The sequence below is a fragment of the Zobellella aerophila genome (genome assembly GCF_039539325.1).
GTDB classification, from domain to species: Bacteria; Pseudomonadota; Gammaproteobacteria; order Enterobacterales; family Aeromonadaceae; genus Oceanimonas; species Oceanimonas aerophila.
In genome coordinates, this window is the sequence record NZ_BAABCX010000001.1 from 1,273,926 (window position 1) to 1,292,804 (window position 18,879).

The 18,879-nt window shown below is 58.3% G+C and carries 15 protein-coding genes, 1 tRNA gene and 1 pseudogene; 9 read left to right on the plus strand and 8 right to left on the minus strand.

From position 1 onward, the window contains the following. Window positions 1-37 precede the first annotated feature (37 nt). The 5 genes from ABD806_RS05880 to ABD806_RS05900 all read left to right on the plus strand — a co-directional run bounded on the left by ABD806_RS05880 (window position 38) and on the right by ABD806_RS05900 (window position 4,945). A complete protein-coding gene (locus tag ABD806_RS05880; RefSeq protein WP_344955680.1) occupies window positions 38-1,213 on the plus strand; it encodes a Gfo/Idh/MocA family protein in 1,176 nt (391 codons plus the stop codon). A 12-nt stretch (window positions 1,214-1,225) separates the two neighbouring features. Further along, window positions 1,226-2,221: a 5-dehydro-2-deoxygluconokinase gene (gene iolC / locus ABD806_RS05885; RefSeq protein WP_344955682.1), complete on the plus strand. Its 996-nt coding sequence runs from the start codon at window positions 1,226-1,228 to the stop codon at window positions 2,219-2,221. 90 nt (window positions 2,222-2,311) lie between these two features. Further along, a complete protein-coding gene (locus ABD806_RS05890; protein ID WP_344955684.1) occupies window positions 2,312-3,184 on the plus strand; it encodes a 5-deoxy-glucuronate isomerase in 873 nt (290 codons plus the stop codon). A 12-nt stretch (window positions 3,185-3,196) separates the two neighbouring features. Further along, window positions 3,197-4,024 carry a class II fructose-bisphosphate aldolase gene (locus ABD806_RS05895; RefSeq protein WP_344955687.1) on the plus strand — a complete coding sequence of 276 codons (828 nt, stop codon included), beginning with the start codon at window positions 3,197-3,199 and terminating at the stop codon, window positions 4,022-4,024. A gap of 75 nt (window positions 4,025-4,099) precedes the next feature. Continuing rightward, window positions 4,100-4,945 (plus strand): MurR/RpiR family transcriptional regulator, encoded by an 846-nt coding sequence (locus tag ABD806_RS05900; protein ID WP_344955691.1) that lies wholly within the window; start codon window positions 4,100-4,102, stop codon window positions 4,943-4,945. A gap of 45 nt (window positions 4,946-4,990) precedes the next feature. Here the strand turns inward: ABD806_RS05900 and phoU are convergent, their stop codons facing one another. The 4 genes from phoU to ABD806_RS05920 are packed head-to-tail and all read right to left on the minus strand — an operon-like array spanning window position 4,991 to window position 10,453. Continuing rightward, window positions 4,991-5,704: a phosphate signaling complex protein PhoU gene (gene phoU, locus ABD806_RS05905; RefSeq protein WP_344955693.1), complete on the minus strand. Its 714-nt coding sequence runs from the start codon at window positions 5,702-5,704 to the stop codon at window positions 4,991-4,993. Window positions 5,705-5,717: 13 nt separating this feature from the next. Further along, a complete protein-coding gene (pstB, locus tag ABD806_RS05910) occupies window positions 5,718-6,536 on the minus strand; it encodes a phosphate ABC transporter ATP-binding protein PstB (protein ID WP_344955696.1) in 819 nt (272 codons plus the stop codon). A gap of 32 nt (window positions 6,537-6,568) precedes the next feature. Then, window positions 6,569-8,218: a phosphate ABC transporter permease PstA gene (gene pstA, locus ABD806_RS05915; RefSeq protein WP_344955698.1), complete on the minus strand. Its 1,650-nt coding sequence runs from the start codon at window positions 8,216-8,218 to the stop codon at window positions 6,569-6,571. Window positions 8,219-8,233: 15 nt separating this feature from the next. Next, a complete protein-coding gene (locus ABD806_RS05920) occupies window positions 8,234-10,453 on the minus strand; it encodes an ABC transporter permease subunit (RefSeq protein ID WP_344955700.1) in 2,220 nt (739 codons plus the stop codon). Between the two features lie 255 nt (window positions 10,454-10,708). On the opposite strand from ABD806_RS05920, the gene ABD806_RS05925 reads away from it, so the two are divergent. From ABD806_RS05925 to ABD806_RS05935, 3 genes are all read left to right on the plus strand, one after another. Continuing rightward, entirely contained in the window at window positions 10,709-11,209 is a 501-nt protein-coding gene (locus ABD806_RS05925) for a glycine cleavage system transcriptional repressor (RefSeq protein ID WP_344955703.1), read from the plus strand. Between the two features lie 76 nt (window positions 11,210-11,285). After that, window positions 11,286-13,340 (plus strand): polyphosphate kinase 1, encoded by a 2,055-nt coding sequence (gene ppk1 / locus ABD806_RS05930; RefSeq protein WP_344955705.1) that lies wholly within the window; start codon window positions 11,286-11,288, stop codon window positions 13,338-13,340. A gap of 6 nt (window positions 13,341-13,346) precedes the next feature. Continuing rightward, entirely contained in the window at window positions 13,347-14,831 is a 1,485-nt protein-coding gene (locus tag ABD806_RS05935) for a Ppx/GppA phosphatase family protein (protein WP_344955708.1), read from the plus strand. Between the two features lie 264 nt (window positions 14,832-15,095). Here the strand turns inward: ABD806_RS05935 and tadA are convergent. After that, window positions 15,096-15,572, minus strand: a pseudogene (tadA, locus tag ABD806_RS05940) (tRNA adenosine(34) deaminase TadA); the annotation flags it as partial. Window positions 15,573-15,763: 191 nt separating this feature from the next. Here tadA and ABD806_RS05945 point away from each other — a divergent pair. Then, a tRNA-Pro gene (locus ABD806_RS05945) sits at window positions 15,764-15,840 on the plus strand. Window positions 15,841-15,879: 39 nt separating this feature from the next. Here the strand turns inward: ABD806_RS05945 and ABD806_RS05950 are convergent. The 3 genes from ABD806_RS05950 to phoR all read right to left on the minus strand — a co-directional run bounded on the left by ABD806_RS05950 (window position 15,880) and on the right by phoR (window position 18,873). Next, on the minus strand, window positions 15,880-16,341 hold the full coding sequence (locus ABD806_RS05950; RefSeq protein ID WP_344955710.1) for a GNAT family N-acetyltransferase: 462 nt from the start codon (window positions 16,339-16,341) through the stop codon (window positions 15,880-15,882). Between the two features lie 97 nt (window positions 16,342-16,438). Next, entirely contained in the window at window positions 16,439-17,407 is a 969-nt protein-coding gene (locus tag ABD806_RS05955; protein ID WP_344955713.1) for a PstS family phosphate ABC transporter substrate-binding protein, read from the minus strand. Window positions 17,408-17,556: 149 nt separating this feature from the next. After that, entirely contained in the window at window positions 17,557-18,873 is a 1,317-nt protein-coding gene (phoR, locus tag ABD806_RS05960) for a phosphate regulon sensor histidine kinase PhoR (protein WP_344955716.1), read from the minus strand. Window positions 18,874-18,879: the final 6 nt, after the last annotated feature.

Below are 18,879 nucleotides of genomic sequence, written 5' to 3' on the forward strand. Positions count from 1 at the left end.
GCACCTCCCCCTGCGGTACGAGTAAGGGAGCAGAAACATGTTTAATGAAGAACGTCGCTTTGAACAACCGATTCGCTGGGCCATGGTCGGTGGCGGACGGGGCAGCCAGATCGGTTATGCGCATCGTAGTGCCGCCCAGCGTGATGGCCTGTTCAGACTGGTGGCCGGTGCCTTTGATCTTGACCCCCAGCGCTGCCGCGACTTTGGTACCAACCTGGGTGTTGACGCCGATCGTTGCTATGCCGGTTACAAGGAGATGTTTGAAGCCGAAGCCGGACGCGCGGACGGGATTCAGGCGGTTTCGATCGCTACCCCCAACTCGACCCACTATGAAATCTGCAAGGCGGCACTAACAGCCGGTTTGCATGTGGTGTGCGAGAAGCCCATCACCTTCACCACCGAAGAAGCCGAGGAGCTGAAAACCCTCGCCGCAGAAAAGGGCCGTGTCATTGGCGTCATGTACGGCTATTCCGGCTTCCCCATGGTGCAGCAGGCACGCGAGATGGTACAGCGTGGCGACCTGGGTGAAATCCGTGTCATCAATATGCAGTTTGCCCACGGTTTTCATAACGAAGAGTACGAAAAGAACGACCCGGGCCTGAAATGGCGGGTCAGTCCGCAGGCGTCAGGCCCGACCTATGTGCTGGGTGATATTGGGACCCATGTCTTTTTCCTGGGCGAAATGATCACCGGGCTGGAGGTGGAACGCCTGTCCTGCATGCGTCAGAGCTTCATCCCGTCTCGCGCGCCGCTGGAAGATAACGCCCACGTCATGATGCAGTTCAAGGGCGGTGCGGTCGGCACCCTGTGGGCATCGGCGGTCAATGCCGGTTCCATGCACCAGCAGAAAATCCGTATCGTCGGCTCCAAAGCCTCGATCGAATGGTGGGACGAATACCCGAACCAGCTGCGCTATGAAATTCAGGGCGAACCGGCCCGTGTGCTCGAGCGCGGCATGAATTACCTGTATCAGGATGCCGCCGGCGTCTCCGCAAACCGTATTGGCGGCGGCCATGCCGAGGGATTCTTTGAATCCTGGGCCAACCTGTATCACCGCTTTGCCCTGGCCTTCGATGCGGCAAACCGTGATGACCAGGCCACCCTGGGCGAGCTCTGGTTCCCGGGTATCGATGCCGGTATCGAAGGGGTTCGCCTGTGTGAGAAATGTGTCGAGTCTGCAGATCAGAATGCAGCCTGGGTTGAGTACAAGTAACAGGAAACCATCATGACAAAACTTGCACTTGAACAAGATCGTCCACTTGATGCCATCGTCCTGGGGCGCGCGGGAGTCGATCTCTATGCCCGTGAAGCGAACATGGATATGGCGGATATTTCCGGATTCAACAAGTTCGTCGGCGGCTCGGCCGCCAATATTGCCGTGGCCATCAGCCGACTGGGCGCAAAGACAGGATTTATCGGCTGTGTCGCCGAGGACAGCTTCGGCGATTATGTCTGCCGCTACCTGGCCGGCCAGGGGATCAACCTTGACGGCATGATGACAGACGCATCCGGCTCGCGCACCTCGGTGGCGTTTACCGAGATGAAGCCGAGCGATTGCAACGTACTGATTTACCGTAACCGGGCGTCGGATCTGACCCTCAAACCGGAGCAGGTTGACCCCGACTATATTGCCAGTGCCAAGATGCTGGTGGTGACGGGGACCGCCCTGTCCGAAAGTCCGAGCAGGGAAGCCACCCTGATTGCCATGGAGCACGCCCGCCGCAGCAATACCGTCGTGGTGCTGGATGTCGACTACCGTCCCTACTCCTGGCGAACCGATGTGGATGCGTCCATCTACTATGGCATTGCCGCCGGTTTGTCGGACATCGTTATCGGTAACCGCGAAGAGTTCGACATGATGGAAACCGTACTGGCCCCCGGTAACAAGGACGATGATGCCACGGCTGCGCGCTTCCTTCGGGGCCATACCCAGGTGGTGGTGATCAAGGCCGGTGAGCTGGGGTCGAAAGTCTACTGCCGCGATGGCCACCAGTTCCGGCAGGGCATCTTCCCGGTCGAGGTCAAGAAGCCGTTCGGCTCTGGCGACTCCTTCGCCGGTGGCCTGGTCTGGACCCTGGCCAATGGCGGCGAGCTGGAAGAAGGGGTCAGGCTTGGCTCGGCCGCCGCCGCCATCAATGTCAGCGGTGACAGCTGTACCGAAGCCATGCCGACCCGGGAGCAACTGTTCGCCTTTATCGAGACCAGAGAGCAGGGCCGATAGGCCCGGGACCATACCACGGATTATCAGACAATCAGGACGCCATGGTGATGCAGGCACTGCCGCCGCATGGCAAGTGAGGAGGAAAAAGTAATGGGCAAGCATATCCCGCCATTTGACAACAAGAACCAGCCCATCATCGATATCAACGATGAGGTGACGCCGCTGTGTTATTTCAACCAGGTCCGCCTGAAACAGGGTGAAACCCACCAGCACGAGGTCGAGGGGTACGAGTCGGTCATTGTACTGGCCGGTGGTACCTGCAGCATCAAGGTCAGCAAGCAGGGCCAGGCACCGGTGGTGTTTGACAACATCGGGCAGCGCGCCTCGGTCTGGGAGGGTAACCCCGAATCCGTCTATGTGCCACTGGGCTACCGTGCCGAAATCGAGTGTGTGAGCGAGCAGGCCGATGTCATGATCGCCGGCGGGCGTTATGAAGAGTCGCTGGAACCCTTCTGCGTTCGCCAGGACGATGTGGATATGGTCCAGTATGGCTCGGACGAGACCAAAACCCACCGCAAGATCAAGCACGTACTGGGGCAGTCCAACGCCGACAAGCGCGGTCGCCTGCTGGTAAGCGAGCTGTTTACCGTGGGTGCCGGTGGCTGGTCGGGGTTCCCGCCGCACAAGCACGACGAGGACCGCATCAAGGAAGACGGCAGCAAGGAAACCCTCTACCAGGAGGTCTATCAGTTCCGTTTCAACCCGGATTTTGGCTTCGGTGCCCAGTTTCTCTATGAGCACGAAGACGATTTCGGCCCTGTCTATCACGTTCGTACCGGCTCGGTGATCGCGATCGACAAGGGCTATCACCCGAGCGTTGCCGCGCCGGGATACGAGATGTACTACTTCACCATCATTGTGGGCAAGACATCCAAGTCGCTGATCCAGCATTTCGATCCGCACCATGAATACCAAGTCAACACCATACCCGGTATCAAGGACATGATTGCCAAATTCAAATAACGAGGAGTTCTTATGCTGGTCAATTTAAACGATTTATTGCCGGAAGCGGCAGCATCCAAGTATTCGGTTCCCTGTTTCAACGTCTTTGGCTATGAGGATGCCAGGGCGGTGGTCGAGGCGGCCGAAGAGGTCAACAAGCCGGTGATCCTGGCCTGCAACAAGGATGTCATCGACTTCTACGGGGTCGAAACGGCAGCCGCCATGTTCCTGCACCTGGCCCGCAGCAGCACGGTACCTGTGTGTCTGCACCTGGATCATACCTATGAGGAAGAGATCGTATACCGCGCGCTCAAGGCGGGCTTCAGCTCGGTGATGTTCGATGGCTCTCAGCTGTCACTGGAAGAAAACATCGCCCGTACCCGCAAGGTGGCAGAGGTTGCCCATGCCCTCGGTGCCTCGATAGAGGGCGAGATAGGCTCGGTGCCCTATGATGAAGGTCGTGATCATATCAAGTCCATCGACACGGATCCCGCCGATGCGGCGAGGTTTGCCGCGGAAAGTGGTGCCGACTGCGTCGCCATCTCGGTCGGCAATGTCCACCGCCTGACCGAGCCCACCTGTACCATTGACTTTGGCCTGCTGGATCGCATCGCGGGCGCGGTATCCATCCCCCTGGTCATCCATGGCACCACGGGCATCAAGGAAGAGGACATGCTCAGGCTGAAGCAGAGCCGGGTTTCTAAGTTCAATATCGGTACCTGCCTGCGCCAGGCACTAGGCCATAATCTGCGCGATTTTATGAACGATGAGCCACAAAAGTTTGATCGCATCTACTTTATGCAGAAGGCCATGCCCTATGTGAAGCAGGAAGCGATTCGACTCTTTGAATTATTGTCTTAAAATGTCCGCCCCGGGGCGAACTTCCCCGGGGCTTGTGAGTTTATTATTGGCTTGTTAACGGGAGAGCACTCAGGTATGGCCATCAAGGATACCCAGCTACAACTCGTGCCGGACGATCTGGACACACTGCGAGAGCTGATTGCCAAGCGTTATGACAAGCTGAGTAACCGCCTGCGGCAAGTGGCCGACTATGTGATGGCACAGCCCATGCTGGTTGCGGTCGAGACCATGGCGACCATAGCCGAACAGGCGAATGTCCCCCTGTCGACATTGAGCCGCTTCTCAAATGCCATGGGCTTTAGTGGCTTCAGCCAGATGCAGGCCCTGTTTCGCGACCAGTATCTGAATCGTCCGCGAGACTACAAGGAGCGGGTACGCCGGGCCCGTGAGCAGGATGAACTCGGGCCCGAGTCGCCCATGGCGATTTTTCAGGATTACGGCAATGCGAACATCGAAGCCATGGAGCAGCTTCAGATGTCGGTATCGCCACAAAAGCTCGAGCATGCCGTGGCGCTGATGGACAAGGCCGATACCATCTATATCCAGGGAGCACGCCGGGCCTACCCGGTTGCCTTCTATCTCTGGTATGCCCTGATGAAATCGGATAACAATGTGGTGCTGCTTGATGACCATGGCGGTATGCTGACCCCGATGACACGCCGGATGTGTGAACGGGATGTGCTGGTAACGGTCACATTCAGCCCTTACGCCCCCGAGACCAACCGTCTGATTGAGCAGGCCCATGGCAAGGGGATACCAATAGTGGCGATTACCGATAACCTGATGGCAACCCACGGCGGCATGCTGGCGGTATGCTTTGAGGTACAGGAAGGAGAAGTCATGGGCTTTCGTTCTCTGAGCAGCTCCATGTATATGGCACAGGCCCTGGCTGTCAGCCTGATGTGCAGGGAAACAAGTTAAACAGCCTCCGGCAAGACCGGAGGCTGTCAGGCAATATCCTGCCGTTTACCGATCCGCATCCAGCATCTTGTAGATATCCTCTTCGCTGGTATGGCGCACGTCCTTGCCTTTGACGAAGTAGATGATGTATTCGCAGATATGCTGGACCCTGTCCCCTACCCGTTCCAGGGTGCGGGCACAACCCATCACGTTGAGCACCTGGGGAATGGAGCGGGGATCTTCCATCATAAAGGTCATCAGTTCACGAATGATGGACTCATATTCCCGATCGACCTTGTCGTCTTCCTTGTGCACCTCGATGGCCGCATTGACATCCATACGGGCGAAGGCATCCAGTGACTCGTGCAGCATCTTGACGGTGCGGCGGCCCATGTTTTCCATGGACACCAGCGGCGGCTGGGTCTTGTTGGCATTATCCAGCACCATGCGCGCTATCTTGCGCGCGCTGTCTCCGATACGCTCCAGATCGTTGATGGTCTTGATGATCGCGAGTACCAGCCGCAGATCGGAGGCGGTCGGCTGGCGCTTGGCGATGATACGGGTACATTCCTCGTCTATCTGCATCTCCAGGGCGTTGACCTTGGCATCGTTCGCCATGATCTGCCGGGCCTTGTCCATATCCTGCTCATGGACAGTGGTGATGGCATCGCCCAGTTGCTGCTCGACCAGACCACCCATCACCAGCACCTGATTGAGTACCCCGTCCAGCTCGGCATTGAACTGGCCGGAGATATGTTTATTGAGATTTAGCTTTTCCATCTAATACTGCCCCTTAACCGTAGCGCCCGGTAATGTAATCTTCGGTTTTCTTCTTGCTGGGAGTGGTGAACAGGGTATTGGTATCGGAATACTCGATCAGCTCGCCCATGTACATAAAGGCGGTGTGATCCGACACCCGTGCCGCCTGCTGCATGTTGTGAGTCACTATGACCACAGTGTACTGTTCCTTAAGGGTATTGATCAGCTCTTCGATCACCAGGGTCGAGATCGGATCCAGCGCCGAGGTCGGCTCATCCAGCAGCAAGACTTCGGGCTCGATGGCGATGGCCCGGGCGATCACCAGGCGCTGCTGCTGACCGCCGGAGAGGCCGAAGGCGTTGTCGTGCAACCGGTCCTTGACCTCGTCCCACAGGGCCGCCCCCCGCAAGGAGCGCTCCACCGCATCGTCCAGCCGGCGCCGGTCATTGATCCCCTGCAGGCGCAGGCCATAGACCACGTTCTCATAGATCGACTTGGGGAAGGGGTTCGGTCGCTGAAACACCATGCCCACCCGGCGACGCAGGGCCGCCACGTCGACCGACTTGTCATAGATATTCTGGTTATGCAGCAATATCTGCCCGTCGATACGACAGCTTTCCACCAGATCGTTCATCCGGTTGATACAGCGCAACAGGGTGGATTTACCACAGCCGGACGGGCCGATAAAGGCCGTCACCTGCCCCCTGGCGATCTTCATGTCCACGTTGAACAGGGCCTGCTTCTCGCCGTAGTACAGGCTCAGGTCCTTGACTTCCAGTGCGATCTGCTCTGCCGCCAGCGCGTTCACATTCAAGGTGGCATCCTGGTTCATGGTGGGTGATACATTAATCATCTTAATACCTCAAATCTGTGGCTGCCCGGAGCTTAGTGCTCAAGGGAGCGGAATTTTTCACGCAGGTGGTTACGAATAGCGATGGCGGTCAGGTTCAGACCCACTATCACGGTCACCAGCAGGAAGGAGGTGGCATACACCAGGGGACGTGCCGCCTCGACGTTCGGGCTCTGGAAGCCGACATCGTAAATATGGAAGCCCAGATGCATAAATTTGCGGTCCACATGCAGATAGGGGAAGTTGCCATCCAGAGGCAGGCTGGGCGCCAGCTTGACCACCCCCACCAGCATCAGCGGAGCCACCTCCCCGGCGGCCCGGGCGATCGCCAGGATAAGGCCGGTCATGATCGCCGGGCTGGCCATGGGGATAACGATGCGCCACAGGGTTTCCGCCTTGGTCGCACCCAGGGCCAGCGAGCCCTGACGCACCGCACTGGGAATACGCGACAGACCTTCCTCGGTCGAGACGATCACCACCGGCAGGGTCAGTATGGCCAGGGTCAGTGCCGACCAGAGCACCCCGGGTGAACCAAAGGTCGGGGTCGGCAGGCTTTCCGGATAAAACAGCTTATCGATAGAGCCACCCAGCATATAGACGAAAAATCCCAGGCCGAACACACCGTAGACGATGGAGGGCACCCCCGCCAGGTTGATCACCGCGATACGGATAACCTTGGTCAGGTTGTTCTTACCGGCATATTCGTGCAGGTAGATGGCCGCCACCACCCCCAGCGGGGTGACGATAATGGCCATCAGGATCACCATGAACACTGTCCCGAAAATCGCCGGGAACACGCCGCCTTCGGTGTTCGCTTCCCGTGGCTCGCCGCTGATGAACTTGCCCACTTCCGAGAACCAGGACAGCGCCTTGGCCGCCGTGCTCATGTCGTTGGGCCAGGTCACGTCCAGCACCTCACCCAGGGACAGGGTCACTTCCTGGCCGCGCATGTCCCGGATCACCACGCTGTCCCGGTGGGCCTGATCGCGCAGCGAGAACAACTCGGTTTCCAGCTGCCGGTAATCGGACTTCAACTGTTCACTTTCGCTACGCAGGGCGGCAATGGCCTCATCGGTGGCCTCACCGTCCAGCTCCAGTCGGCGCTCCTCCAGCCGCAACTGCTCCAGCTCATGGTTGATGCCACCGATCTCACTGCGTTGCAGCGAGCGCATCTGTTTGTTGAGCTCGAGCACCCGCTCGATCCGTTGCTGCAACTGGGCGTTGACATCACCGCTGACGGCGCTGTCCCCCTCCAGTACGCGCACCACGTAGCCATAGAAGTTGCCATGGTTGGAACGCTCCAGCATCGCCAGCTCGGCCGGTTTGGTGCGGGAGACGATGTCGGTTTCCAGCAACCAACGGAAATCCAGGTTAACAAACTCCCGGTTACCGGTCTTGACCAGGTAACGGGTCAGACTGTCGGTGGTCACCCCTTCCAGCGCCAGACCAGAGCCTCGCAGCTGGGCAATGGGGACCTGTTCCCGGTCGTGAATTTCCCCTATCACCGTCTGCCGGCTGCCGTCTGCCGCCGTGACCTGCCATTCATAGATGGTATGGGGCCAGAAGTAGGTCAGGCCACGCCAGCCGATCAACAGCAGCAGACCCAACACCGCCACCAGGCTGAGGCTCACCGCCCCGCCGGTCATCCAAATCCAGGGCGAACCCGATTTAAACCATTTACCCATAATCGTTTTCGCCCCTTACATTGAACTGTATTTGTCACGCAGTCGCTGACGCACGAACTCAGCCACCGTGTTAAACAGGAAGGTAAACACGAACAGTACGAACGCGGCCAGAAACAGTACCCGGTAGTGGGAGCTGTTCACCTCGGCTTCCGGCATTTCCACCGCGATATTGGCGGCCAGGGTCCGCATGCCACTGAAGATACTGAAGTCCATTACCGGGGTATTGCCGGTGGCCATCAGCACTATCATGGTCTCGCCCACGGCCCGGCCCAGGCCCATCATCACCGCCGAAAAGATGCCCGGGCTGGCGGTCAGCATCACCACCCGCACCAGGGTTTGCCAGGGCGTGGCGCCCAGCGCCAGGGAGCCGTTGGTCAGGTGCTTGGGCACCGAGAATACGGCGTCTTCGGCGATGGAGAAGATGGTCGGGATCACCGCAAAACCCATGGCGATACCCACCACCAGGGAGTTACGCTGGTCAAAGCCGATACCCAGTTCATTGGTCAGGAAGGCCCGGGCGTTGCCGCCGAAGAACAGGGCTTCAACCTCGGGGCTGAGGGCAAAGGACAACCAGCCCACGATGATCACCACCGGCAGCAGCAGTATGCTCTGCCAGCCATCGGGCACCAGGTTCTTGATGGCGTTGGGCAGCTGATGCCAGGCGAAGGCGGTGGCCAGCATGGCGATGGGCATCATCACCAGTATCATGACGATACCGGGCAGATGCGACTCCACCAGGGGGGCCAGCCAGAGCCCGGCCAGGAAACCCAGGATAACGGTGGGCAGGGCCTCCATGATCTCTACCGTCGGCTTGACGAACTTGCGCAACCCGGGCGACATGAAGTAGGCGGTGTAGACGGCCCCGGCGATGGCGATGGGCACCGCGAACAGCAGGGCGTAGAAGGCCGCCTTAAGGGTGCCGAAGGAGATCGGTACCAGGCTCAGCTTGGCCTCGAAGTCACTGCTGCCGGAGGTGGACTGCCACACATACTGGGGCTCGGGGTAGCCTTCGTACCAGACCTTGGTCCACATCGCTTTCCAGGTCACTTCCGGATGATCGTTTTCCACCTGGAAGGTAGACAGCTTGTTGCCTTCCGCCAGCATGATCATATTGTTGCGGGGCGAGATGGCCAGGCCGGTGACCTCGGCTTCGGCCAGCCTTTGCGAGAACAAGCGGCTGCCGCCGGTGGTATGGAAGATTTCCAGGGCACCATCGGCCGACACGGTAGCAAAGCCTTTGCGGTGGGATTCCGGCGCCAACAGGCGTACCGCCCCGCTGGCCTCGAATTCACGAATAAAGGTGAATTCGCGCTTACCGCCCCTGGCGACCTCAAACCACTGGGAAATAACGCCGTTGTCATTGGCCACCAGCATGGAGTTGCCGCCGGCCAGCAGGCTGACGGAGCTAATGTTACCGCCGCCGGCATTCATATCCAGGACATTGCGCAGGGTAATATTTTTGGTGTTGCGGATATCGAAGATCGACACCTGGTTACCGCTGCGTGCGAACAGGAAACGCAGGTTGGGCGTCAGCAGCAGCTGATCGACCTGCGCGGGAAGACGGGGTATGGTCACCCGTTCGACACTTAGTTCGATGGCGCCGGTGATAAAGTTTTCCTTACCGGAAAAACGACTGAGCACCCCTTCGCCATCCTCGGTCATGGCGACCGCCACCATGTCGTTGCCGCCCTGCTGGAAGGCCAGCTTGACCAGCGGACGACCCCGTTCGTCCAGCATCAAAGGCGCTTCGCCCAACGGGTATTCAAGCTCGGGGGTGATCCGGCGGATGTTGTCCGGGTAGCTGACGTTAAACTTGGGTGCCAGCACCCGGATGGTGCCGTCATCCAGGCCATAGGCCACCGCGTTGGAAGTCCGGCTGCGGCTGGCGCTCAGTATCTTGCCGGGCACCTGGGCGTTTAACACCCGACGTCCCTGCTCGGGCAAGGAATAGACATTCACCTCCCCCCGGTCATTAAAGCGAAAGACCAGCTCATTTTGCTCTTCCGTGCCCAGCAGCACGGTTTCACCGCCGCCGACCATCTCTACCTGCTGCAGCGGCTCGACCTTGGCGCCATCAAAGATCGGCTTCACCACATAGAGCAGGTAGAAAAAGATCAGCAACAGGGCGATCAGTACCAGTATGCCACCGGCAGTCACCCCGTATTTCACCAGTCTGTCTTTTAGCCAGCGGCCCCTGCTGCCGGCCAGCTCTATTGTTTGGGTTTCGGTTGACATCAAGCCACCTCAATAGGATTCCAGTTGGGGGAATTATATGGCGATTAAATGACAGTTTTGTTACACCCATCCCTAAACCACAAAAGCAGCTACCAAAATTTTCTTAAGGGTGTATCGTTAAAATGCTCACTCGCATGCCAAACACCCCGACTAACTGGTTGTTTTTTATACCTAAACCACAGAGCGACTCGGGAAATCAGCAGCGAGCCTGTGCAAGGATTAGTCAACGAGCACTTAGCCATCAAGGAGAAGCGTATGAAAACATTGGTTGCCACCCTGATAGGACCCGACAAAACCGGCCTGGTGCAACAGCTTGCCCGGCTGATCAGGCAGCATAACGGCAGTTGGCAAAGCAGTGCCATGAGTGAGCTGGCCGGGCACTTTGCCGGCATAGTGGAAATCCAGGTACCCGAAGAGCACGCGCCTGCCCTGTCCAAGGCCCTGCGCGGCCTGCCGGAATTTCAGGTGCAACTGGTCGAAGGCCTGGCATCCGCACCTCAGGGGCAAACGCTGCAGCTGACCATCACCGCCAATGATCGCCTGGGCATCGTCGACGAGCTGACCGCCGTGCTCAACAGCCTCAACATCAGCGTGAAAAGCCTGAAAACTGCGAGTCACCCGGCACCCACTACCGGTACCCAGCTGTTCGAGGCCCACAGCACGGTGGTGCTGCCTCATGGCCAGACCCAGGAAGACCTGCAAGGCCGGCTCGAGGCCCTGAGTGATGACCTGATCGTCGATATAGAACCGGAATAGGTCGTCACAAAAGCGTCATATGAGTATGTCATAAAAGTGGCTTAAAAATGACATAACTCTCTTGACGGGAATACCGATGAGCACGGACCACAGGTTACTGGAAAAAGAGCTGAGCTGGCTTGCCTTTAACGAACGTGTACTGCAAGAGGCCATGGATAAAAGCGTACCCCTGATAGAGCGGGTACGTTTTTTGGGTATCTTTTCGAGCAATCAGGACGAATTTTTCAAGGTCCGGGTGGCCGACGTCAAACGGCGGGTGATGATCGATGCGGATCAGGGCAGGACCAATGGCGCCGCCAGCCTGCTCAGGGCCATTCAACAAAAAGTCATCAAGCTGTCGAATACCGTCGATGATGTCTACAAAGAGCTGATCGTGACCCTGGCCCGGCAGAATATCTTCCTGCTCAATGAAAACCAGCTGTCCCCTGAACAGGAAGCCTGGGTCAAACATTATTTCGAAACCGAGGCCCGCGCCTATATCTCCCCCATCATACTGCGTCCCGGGATAGATCCGATCCGCTTCCTGAAAGACGAGTGTACCTATCTGTGCGTGGGCATGAGCAAGGGTGAAGAACACAATTATGCCCTGCTGGAGATCCCCACCGATGTGTTGCCCCGCTTCGTGGCCCTGCCCCCGGTAAAGACCCGGCGCAAGAAAAGCATACTGATCATGGATAATGTGCTGCGCCTGTGTCTCAACGATATTTTCGCCGGCTTCTTCGAATACGACGACATTAGAGCCTATGCGTTCAAGATGACCCGGGATGCGGAATACGATGTCTCCGATCAGTTCGATCAGAGCCTGCTTGAAAAGATGAGCGACGGCTTGAAACAACGGCTGACCGCGCTGCCGGTCCGCTTCGTACACGATCGGGAAATGCCGCCCGACATGGTACAGACCCTGGTGCGTAAGCTGAAAATCCATGGCCATGACGCCGTGATGTACGGTGGCCGCTATCATAACTTCAAGGATTTCATCGGTTTTCCCAATGTCGGCCGCAAGCACCTGGTCAACCCTCCCCTGCCAGCCCTCCATTGCCGGGAGTTCAGGGACAGTCCTTCCTCGTTCGATGCCATCCGCCGCCGGGATATTCTGCTGTATTTCCCTTATCACAGCTTTAGCCATGTCACCGAATTCATCCGCCAGGCCTCGTTCGATCCCGCGGTGACCAGCATCAAGATGAATGTCTACCGGGTCGCCAGCCTGTCGCGCATCATGTATTCGCTGATGGATGCGGCCAATAACGGCAAGCAGGTGACGGTGGTGATTGAACTCAGGGCCCGCTTCGACGAGGCCGCCAATATCGAATGGGCCAAGATCCTGACCGAAGCCGGCATCATCGTCGAGTTTGGCGTCCCCAGCCTGAAAGTTCACTCCAAGCTATGTCTGGTAAGCCGGCGGGAAGGGGAACGGCTGGTGCAATACGCCCATATCGGCACGGGCAACTTCAATGAAAAAACCGCCAATATTTACACGGACTTCTCGCTGCTGACCTGCCATCCGGAGATCACCGGTGAAGTGGCTCAGGTATTCAACTTTATCAAGCACCCCTACAAGAGGGTGAAGTTCAATCACCTGCTGGTCTCCCCCATCAATGCCAGGGGACAGCTGTACAGCATGATCGATAACGAACTCGCCAATGCCCGCCAGGGACTGCCCGCCAAGATCATCCTGAAATTGAACAACCTGGTCGACCACGGCCTGATCAGCCGGCTGTATGCCGCCGGCCAGGCCGGCGTCAAGATAGACATGATCATCCGTGGCATGTGCTCCCTGGTAACGGGGGTGCCCGGGCTCAGTGACAATATCCGCGCCATCAGCATCGTCGACCGCTACCTCGAGCACCCCAGGGTACTGGTGTTCCATAACAACGGCCAACCCAGGGTCTTTATTTCGTCCGCCGACTGGATGACCCGCAACCTGGATTTCAGGGTTGAGGTCAGCACGCCTATCCTGGATCCCGAGCTCAGCATGCGGATCCTGGATATCCTTAATATCCAGCTGTCCGACACCACCAAGGCCAGGGTGCTGGACGCCGAGCAAACAAACCGGTATGTGGACAGGGGCAATAAGCGTAAGATCCGCTCTCAGACCGCCATCTATGATTACCTGAAAGCACTGGAGGGATAAGGGCGCATGTCAGAGCAATACCTGGCTACCATCGATCTGGGTTCAAACAGTTTCCATATGGTGATAGCCCGATACCATGGCGACAGCCTGCGTATCGTCGATCGTTTGAAGGAGCGGGTCCGGCTGGCCGATGGCCTGGATGAGCATCGCCGACTGAATGAAGCGGCGATGTCCCGTGGGCTGGCCTGCCTGCAGCTGTTTGGCGAGCGGTTGCGCGGCTTCAAGGCCGCCCAGGTCCGCGTGGCCGGCACCTTTACCCTGCGCGAAGCTATCAACGCCCCGTCCTTTGTGCAACAGGCACAGAAAGCGCTGGGATTTCCCATCGACATCATCAGCGGCAACGAAGAGGCCCGCCTGATTTATCAGGGGGTGGCGCATACCCAGAATACCCGGGGCAAGGTGCTGGTGGTGGATATCGGCGGCGGCAGTACCGAGCTGATTATCGGCGAGGGATTTGACTGCCAGCTGGTGACCAGCCGCAGCATGGGCTGCGTCAGCTTCACCAGCACCTACTTTAGCGACGACGAGCTGAGCGAGCAGGGCTTTGAACGGGCCATTGCGGCGACAGAGTATCTGCTGGCCCCCGTGGTGGGTCGCTATCTCAGGCTGGGCTGGGATCAGGTGCTGGGCAGCTCGGGCACCATCAAGTCATTGCTGGATATCTGTGAATCGGTCACCGGCGAACAGGGGATCAGCCTGGCCGGCCTGCTGCATATCAAGGCCCGGTTGATCCAGGCCAACCGGATAGAAAATATCGAACTGGCCGGCTTGAGCGACGATCGCAAGCCCCTGCTCGCCGCCGGACTGGCCATACTGCTGGGACTGTTCCGCAGCCTCAACCTGGATCGGATGGGCTTTTCCGATGGTGCCCTGCGTGAAGGCCTGCTCCATTCCTTTGTTGGCCGGGCCGGACACCACGATACCCAGGCCAATACCATCCAGGCTCTGAGCCAGGAATATGTCATCGACACCGAGCAGGCCCAACGGGTCAAAAACACGGCCCTGGCCCTGCTCGCCCAGGTCAGAGACGCCTGGCAACTCGATGACAGCTATGCCCGTCTGCTGGGCTGGGCGGCGCAACTGCATGAAGTGGGACTGCATATCAACTTCAGCGCCATCCATCGCCATTCGGCCTATATACTGAGCAATGCGGATTTACCCGGGTTTACCCAGGAACAACAGAAGGCGCTGGCGGCACTGGTCCGCTTTCACCGCAAGGCACTCAAGCTGGGCGAATTGGCGCCGCTCAACTACCTGCCCGAGGTGCAACTGTTGCGCCTGATCCGCCTGTTGCGACTGGCGGTGGCCCTCAACCGGCGCCGCCAGGATAATGTCCTGCCCGAATTGGAGATTGAGCCTGTCGACGAACTCGTTCGCCTGCGGCTGCCCGCCGGCTGGTGTGATAAAAATCAGCTGCTGATGACCACCCTGGAGCGGGAGCAGGACTACCAGGCCAAGGTGAACTGGCCATTGGAACTGCTCAGGCTCTAGGGTGTGTTCCGTTGCTGTGCATAAATGACGATAAGGCTGTGCCGCTTCGTGGCAAGGTGCGCACCACACAGTTTGGTAGGCCCAAATCAGTGGTAAGCAACGCCGCAACGGGGCGGCACAGCCTCAGCCCTTCGGGTCGTGGCCCAACAGGGCGCGCTCTGCGTTAGCAGCCTGACCCATAGGCCCACTATGCGCTACGCCTGCTGCCTTGATCGTGCCCTGTTGGGCGGCGGCGACATCATGAGCAATATCGGAACACACCCTAGCCGCCTTGGCGGCTTTTTTTTCGGCCCGACGACGCCTGAAAAAGGCGCTGAGCTGGGTTGAGCAGGGCTCGGCCAGCACCCCGGAAGTCCAGGCGACCCTATGATTGATACCGGGGCTGTCCAGCAGCCGCAGTACCGAATCGACAGCCCCGGTTTTGGCATCGGCCGCGCCGTAGACCAGACGCTTGATCCGACTGTGCACCATGGCGCCGGCGCACATGGTACAGGGCTCAAGGGTGACATACAGGGTGGCATCCAACAGGCGGTAGTTGGCCAGCGTCTGGCCCGCCGCCCGTAACGCCATGATCTCGGCGTGCGCCGTGGCGTCATGGCTGCCGATGGACCGATTCCAGCCCTCGCCCACGCATCGGCCATCCAGCACCAGCAAGGCTCCCACCGGTACCTCGCCTTCCTCCTCAGCCCTGGCCGCCAGGACCATGGCCCGTCTCATCCAGTATTCGTCTTGTTCACACATAAACCATCTCCGCTAGGCGCTCATTATGGCAAAAGCGGCCACGCCTTAACATACGCAATGCCGCACGGCAGCGGGGGAGAAATTAAAAATGCTGAAAAAATAACAAGCTTGACGAAGAAAACACCAACCGCACCGAATTGGACAAAATAGGCTTGCAGCCTCCGCCGGGCAGCTATATAGTGCACCCAATTCGGCGTGTAGCGCAGCTTGGTAGCGCACTGTCATGGGGTGTCAGGGGTCGGAGGTTCAAATCCTCTCACGCCGACCAAAAACCCTGAAAAGCCTTAAGGTTACCCTTAAGGCTTTTTTATGTCTTAGATTCCATCAGGATCACCTTCCATACCTGGCCTTGACGGGCCAGTTCGCGTTGTTCCAGGCTGACAAATCCCATGTTCTCAAAAAACGGCTGGGCGGTGATGCTGGCTTCGCAATACAGCCGCGAAAGTCCACGAGACGCCGCTTCCGCCCTCAGGCGCTGCATCAGGGCCCGGCCTATGCCCTCTCCCTGATGTTGATGATGCACGTAAAACATATCGATACGACCATCCTCGCCCAACTCGGCAAACCCCAACAACAGGTTGCCATCCATTGCCACCAGGGGCTGGGTGCGGATAAAACGGCTGACCCAACGTGGCTCATCATATTGGTCTGGCGCCAGCACCGCCAAGGCCTGCTCGCTGTAATCGGCTTGATTGATGCTGTGTACGGTATCATGGAACAAACGCCAGATACTGCTGGTTTCACCGCTGCGTATCTTCCTGATCTCCATTGTGACTCCTGCCTCTTCCTCCCCTATTCTAGGCACAGATACCGGCAATAAAAAAGGCGGCCATCAGGCCGCCTAGGGTATTTGCTGAATTTATTGCTTACAGACCCAGTTTTTTCAGGTCGGCTTCGATAACGGCCATAGGCACGGGCACATAACCGTCTTTATCGACGATCTGCTGGCCTTGCTTGGACAGCATCAGCTTGATGAACTCGGCTTCCATCGGACCCAGCGGCTCGTTGGGGTGCTTGTTCACATAGACGTACAGGAAACGGGACAACGGATATTCACCGCTGATGGCATTCTCAGAGGTGGCAGCCACGAAGTCGGTGGAGCCCGCCTTGGCCAGCGGCACGGCACGTACGCTGGAAGTGCTGTAACCCAGGCCGGAGTAACCGACGGCATTCAGGGAAGAAGACACGGATTGCACCACGGAGGCGGAACCGGGCTGCTCGTTGACGGTATTCTTGAAGTCTCCTTTACACAGGGCTTCGTCTTTAAAGTAGCCATAGGTGCCGGATACTGAGTTACGGCCGTACAGCTGAACATCACGCTTTGACCAGTCGCCGGTCAGGCCAGCCTGTCCCCAGTTGGCGATCTGCTCTGCGGAGCCGCATGCCAGGGTGCTGGAGAAGATGGCATCCACCTGATCCATGCTCAGACCTTCGATGGGGTTGTCTTTATGGACAAACACCGCCAGCGCATCGATGGCCACGCGGACCGCCGTCGGCTTGTAGCCGTAGCGTTTTTCGAAGGCTTCGATTTCGTTGCTCTTCATGGCGCGGCTCATTGGGCCGAACTGGCCGGTACCTTCGGTCAGGGCGGGTGGCGCGGTGGAGGAGCCGGCGGCCTGGATCTGAACGTTGACGTTAGGATAGTTGCGTTTGAACTCCTCGGCCCACAGCGTCATCATGTTGGCCAGGGTATCCGAACCCACGGAAGACAAATTACCGGAAATGCCGCTTACTTTTTCATAGTCAGGCAGGGCACCGTCAACGGCAGCCAGGGCGGAAGTGGAGGCCAGTACGGCAGTCAATCCGAGCGCGCTTACCAGTTTGTTCAATTTCATCCTTAATCTCCAATCTGAGTTCGGTCTTTCAAGACCCGGCCAGTATTGCCTTAGGTGGTGACAAATATATGAACTGAAAGTGACGTTTTTATGACAGGGGAAGCATAGGCGGCAATAAGTAAGGCAGCCAGGCTGCCTTGCATATAAGCTCAGGCAAACTCCAGGGAGGAACTGTCTGAGATAAGCAGTCGTTCGGGCAGGTTAAAGCTGAAGCAGCTGCCCTGACCCGGCCGGCTCTGGATGTCCAGCTGGGAGTCATGATGGCTCAGGGCATGCTTGACGATAGCCAGCCCCAGACCCGAGCCGCCGGTATGCCGGCTGCGGGCTTTATCCACCCGGTAGAAGCGCTCGGTCAGGTGGGCAATATGTTCCGGCGCTATGCCTTCACCGTTGTCGGTGACAGCAAAACGGCCATAATGTCCGACCCGGCCCCACTCCACCTTGATATGGGTACCGGCGGCGGAATGGCGAATCGCATTGTAGACCAGGTTGGAAACGGCGCTGCGCAACTGTTCCTGATCGCCCCGCACCTTCAGCTGTGCATCCACCACAAAGGTAAAGCTGTGGCCTTTATCACCGCTGAGCGCCATCGCCTCCTGCTTCAGCATCCCCAGCATGGCCGGCAGGTCGACTATCTTGTTGGTGTCGATATCGACCGAGGCTTCAATACGGGACAGGGTCATCAGCTGGTTCACCAGCGCATCCATGCGCAGGGTCTGCTCCATCATCACCTGCTGGGTCTTATGCCACCTGTTCGCCGGAGGCAGCTCTTCGGCCATTTCCAGGTACCCCTTGAGTACCGTCAACGGCGTGCGCAACTCATGAGAGACATTGGCGACAAACGACTTGCGCATCTGCTCAAGGCTGCGGATGCGGGTAACATCACGCACCACCAGCATGGCCTGATCTTCCGCATAGGGCATGATCCGGCACTCCAGCAACTTGTCCTCGTTGACCGGCGAAGGCAGTTCAAGCGGCTCGTTGAAATCGCCCCGTTTCATATAGGCGATAAAGACCGGCGTGCGGATCAGGTTGCCGATATATTGCCCGGCATCATCGGGCCAGCGAAAGCCCAGCAGCTGCTGCGCCAGGCGGTTACACCAGATAATGCTGCCATCCCGGCGGATCACCACGGCGGCATCGGGCAGCGCCTCAGCCCCCTCACGAAAACGTCGCACCAGATTGGCCAGCTCGCGCCGGCGCGCCCGCTGCCGCTGCTGCAGCCGATAGATGCCGTTGAAAATGATCTCCCAGCTGCCCTGACCTTCCGGCGGGATCAGGCTGCGATCCCGCCACAACCATACCGCCAGCCGATGCTGAAAACGATAATGCCAGACCAGATGCAGGCTGGTGCCTGCCAGCAGGGCAAGTGCTATATCATGGGTAAGCAACCCCAACAGCAAAAAAGCCAGGTAGTACAAACACAGCCGCCACCACAGGCCATGGCTGGATTCTTGTAGCTGCATACAACC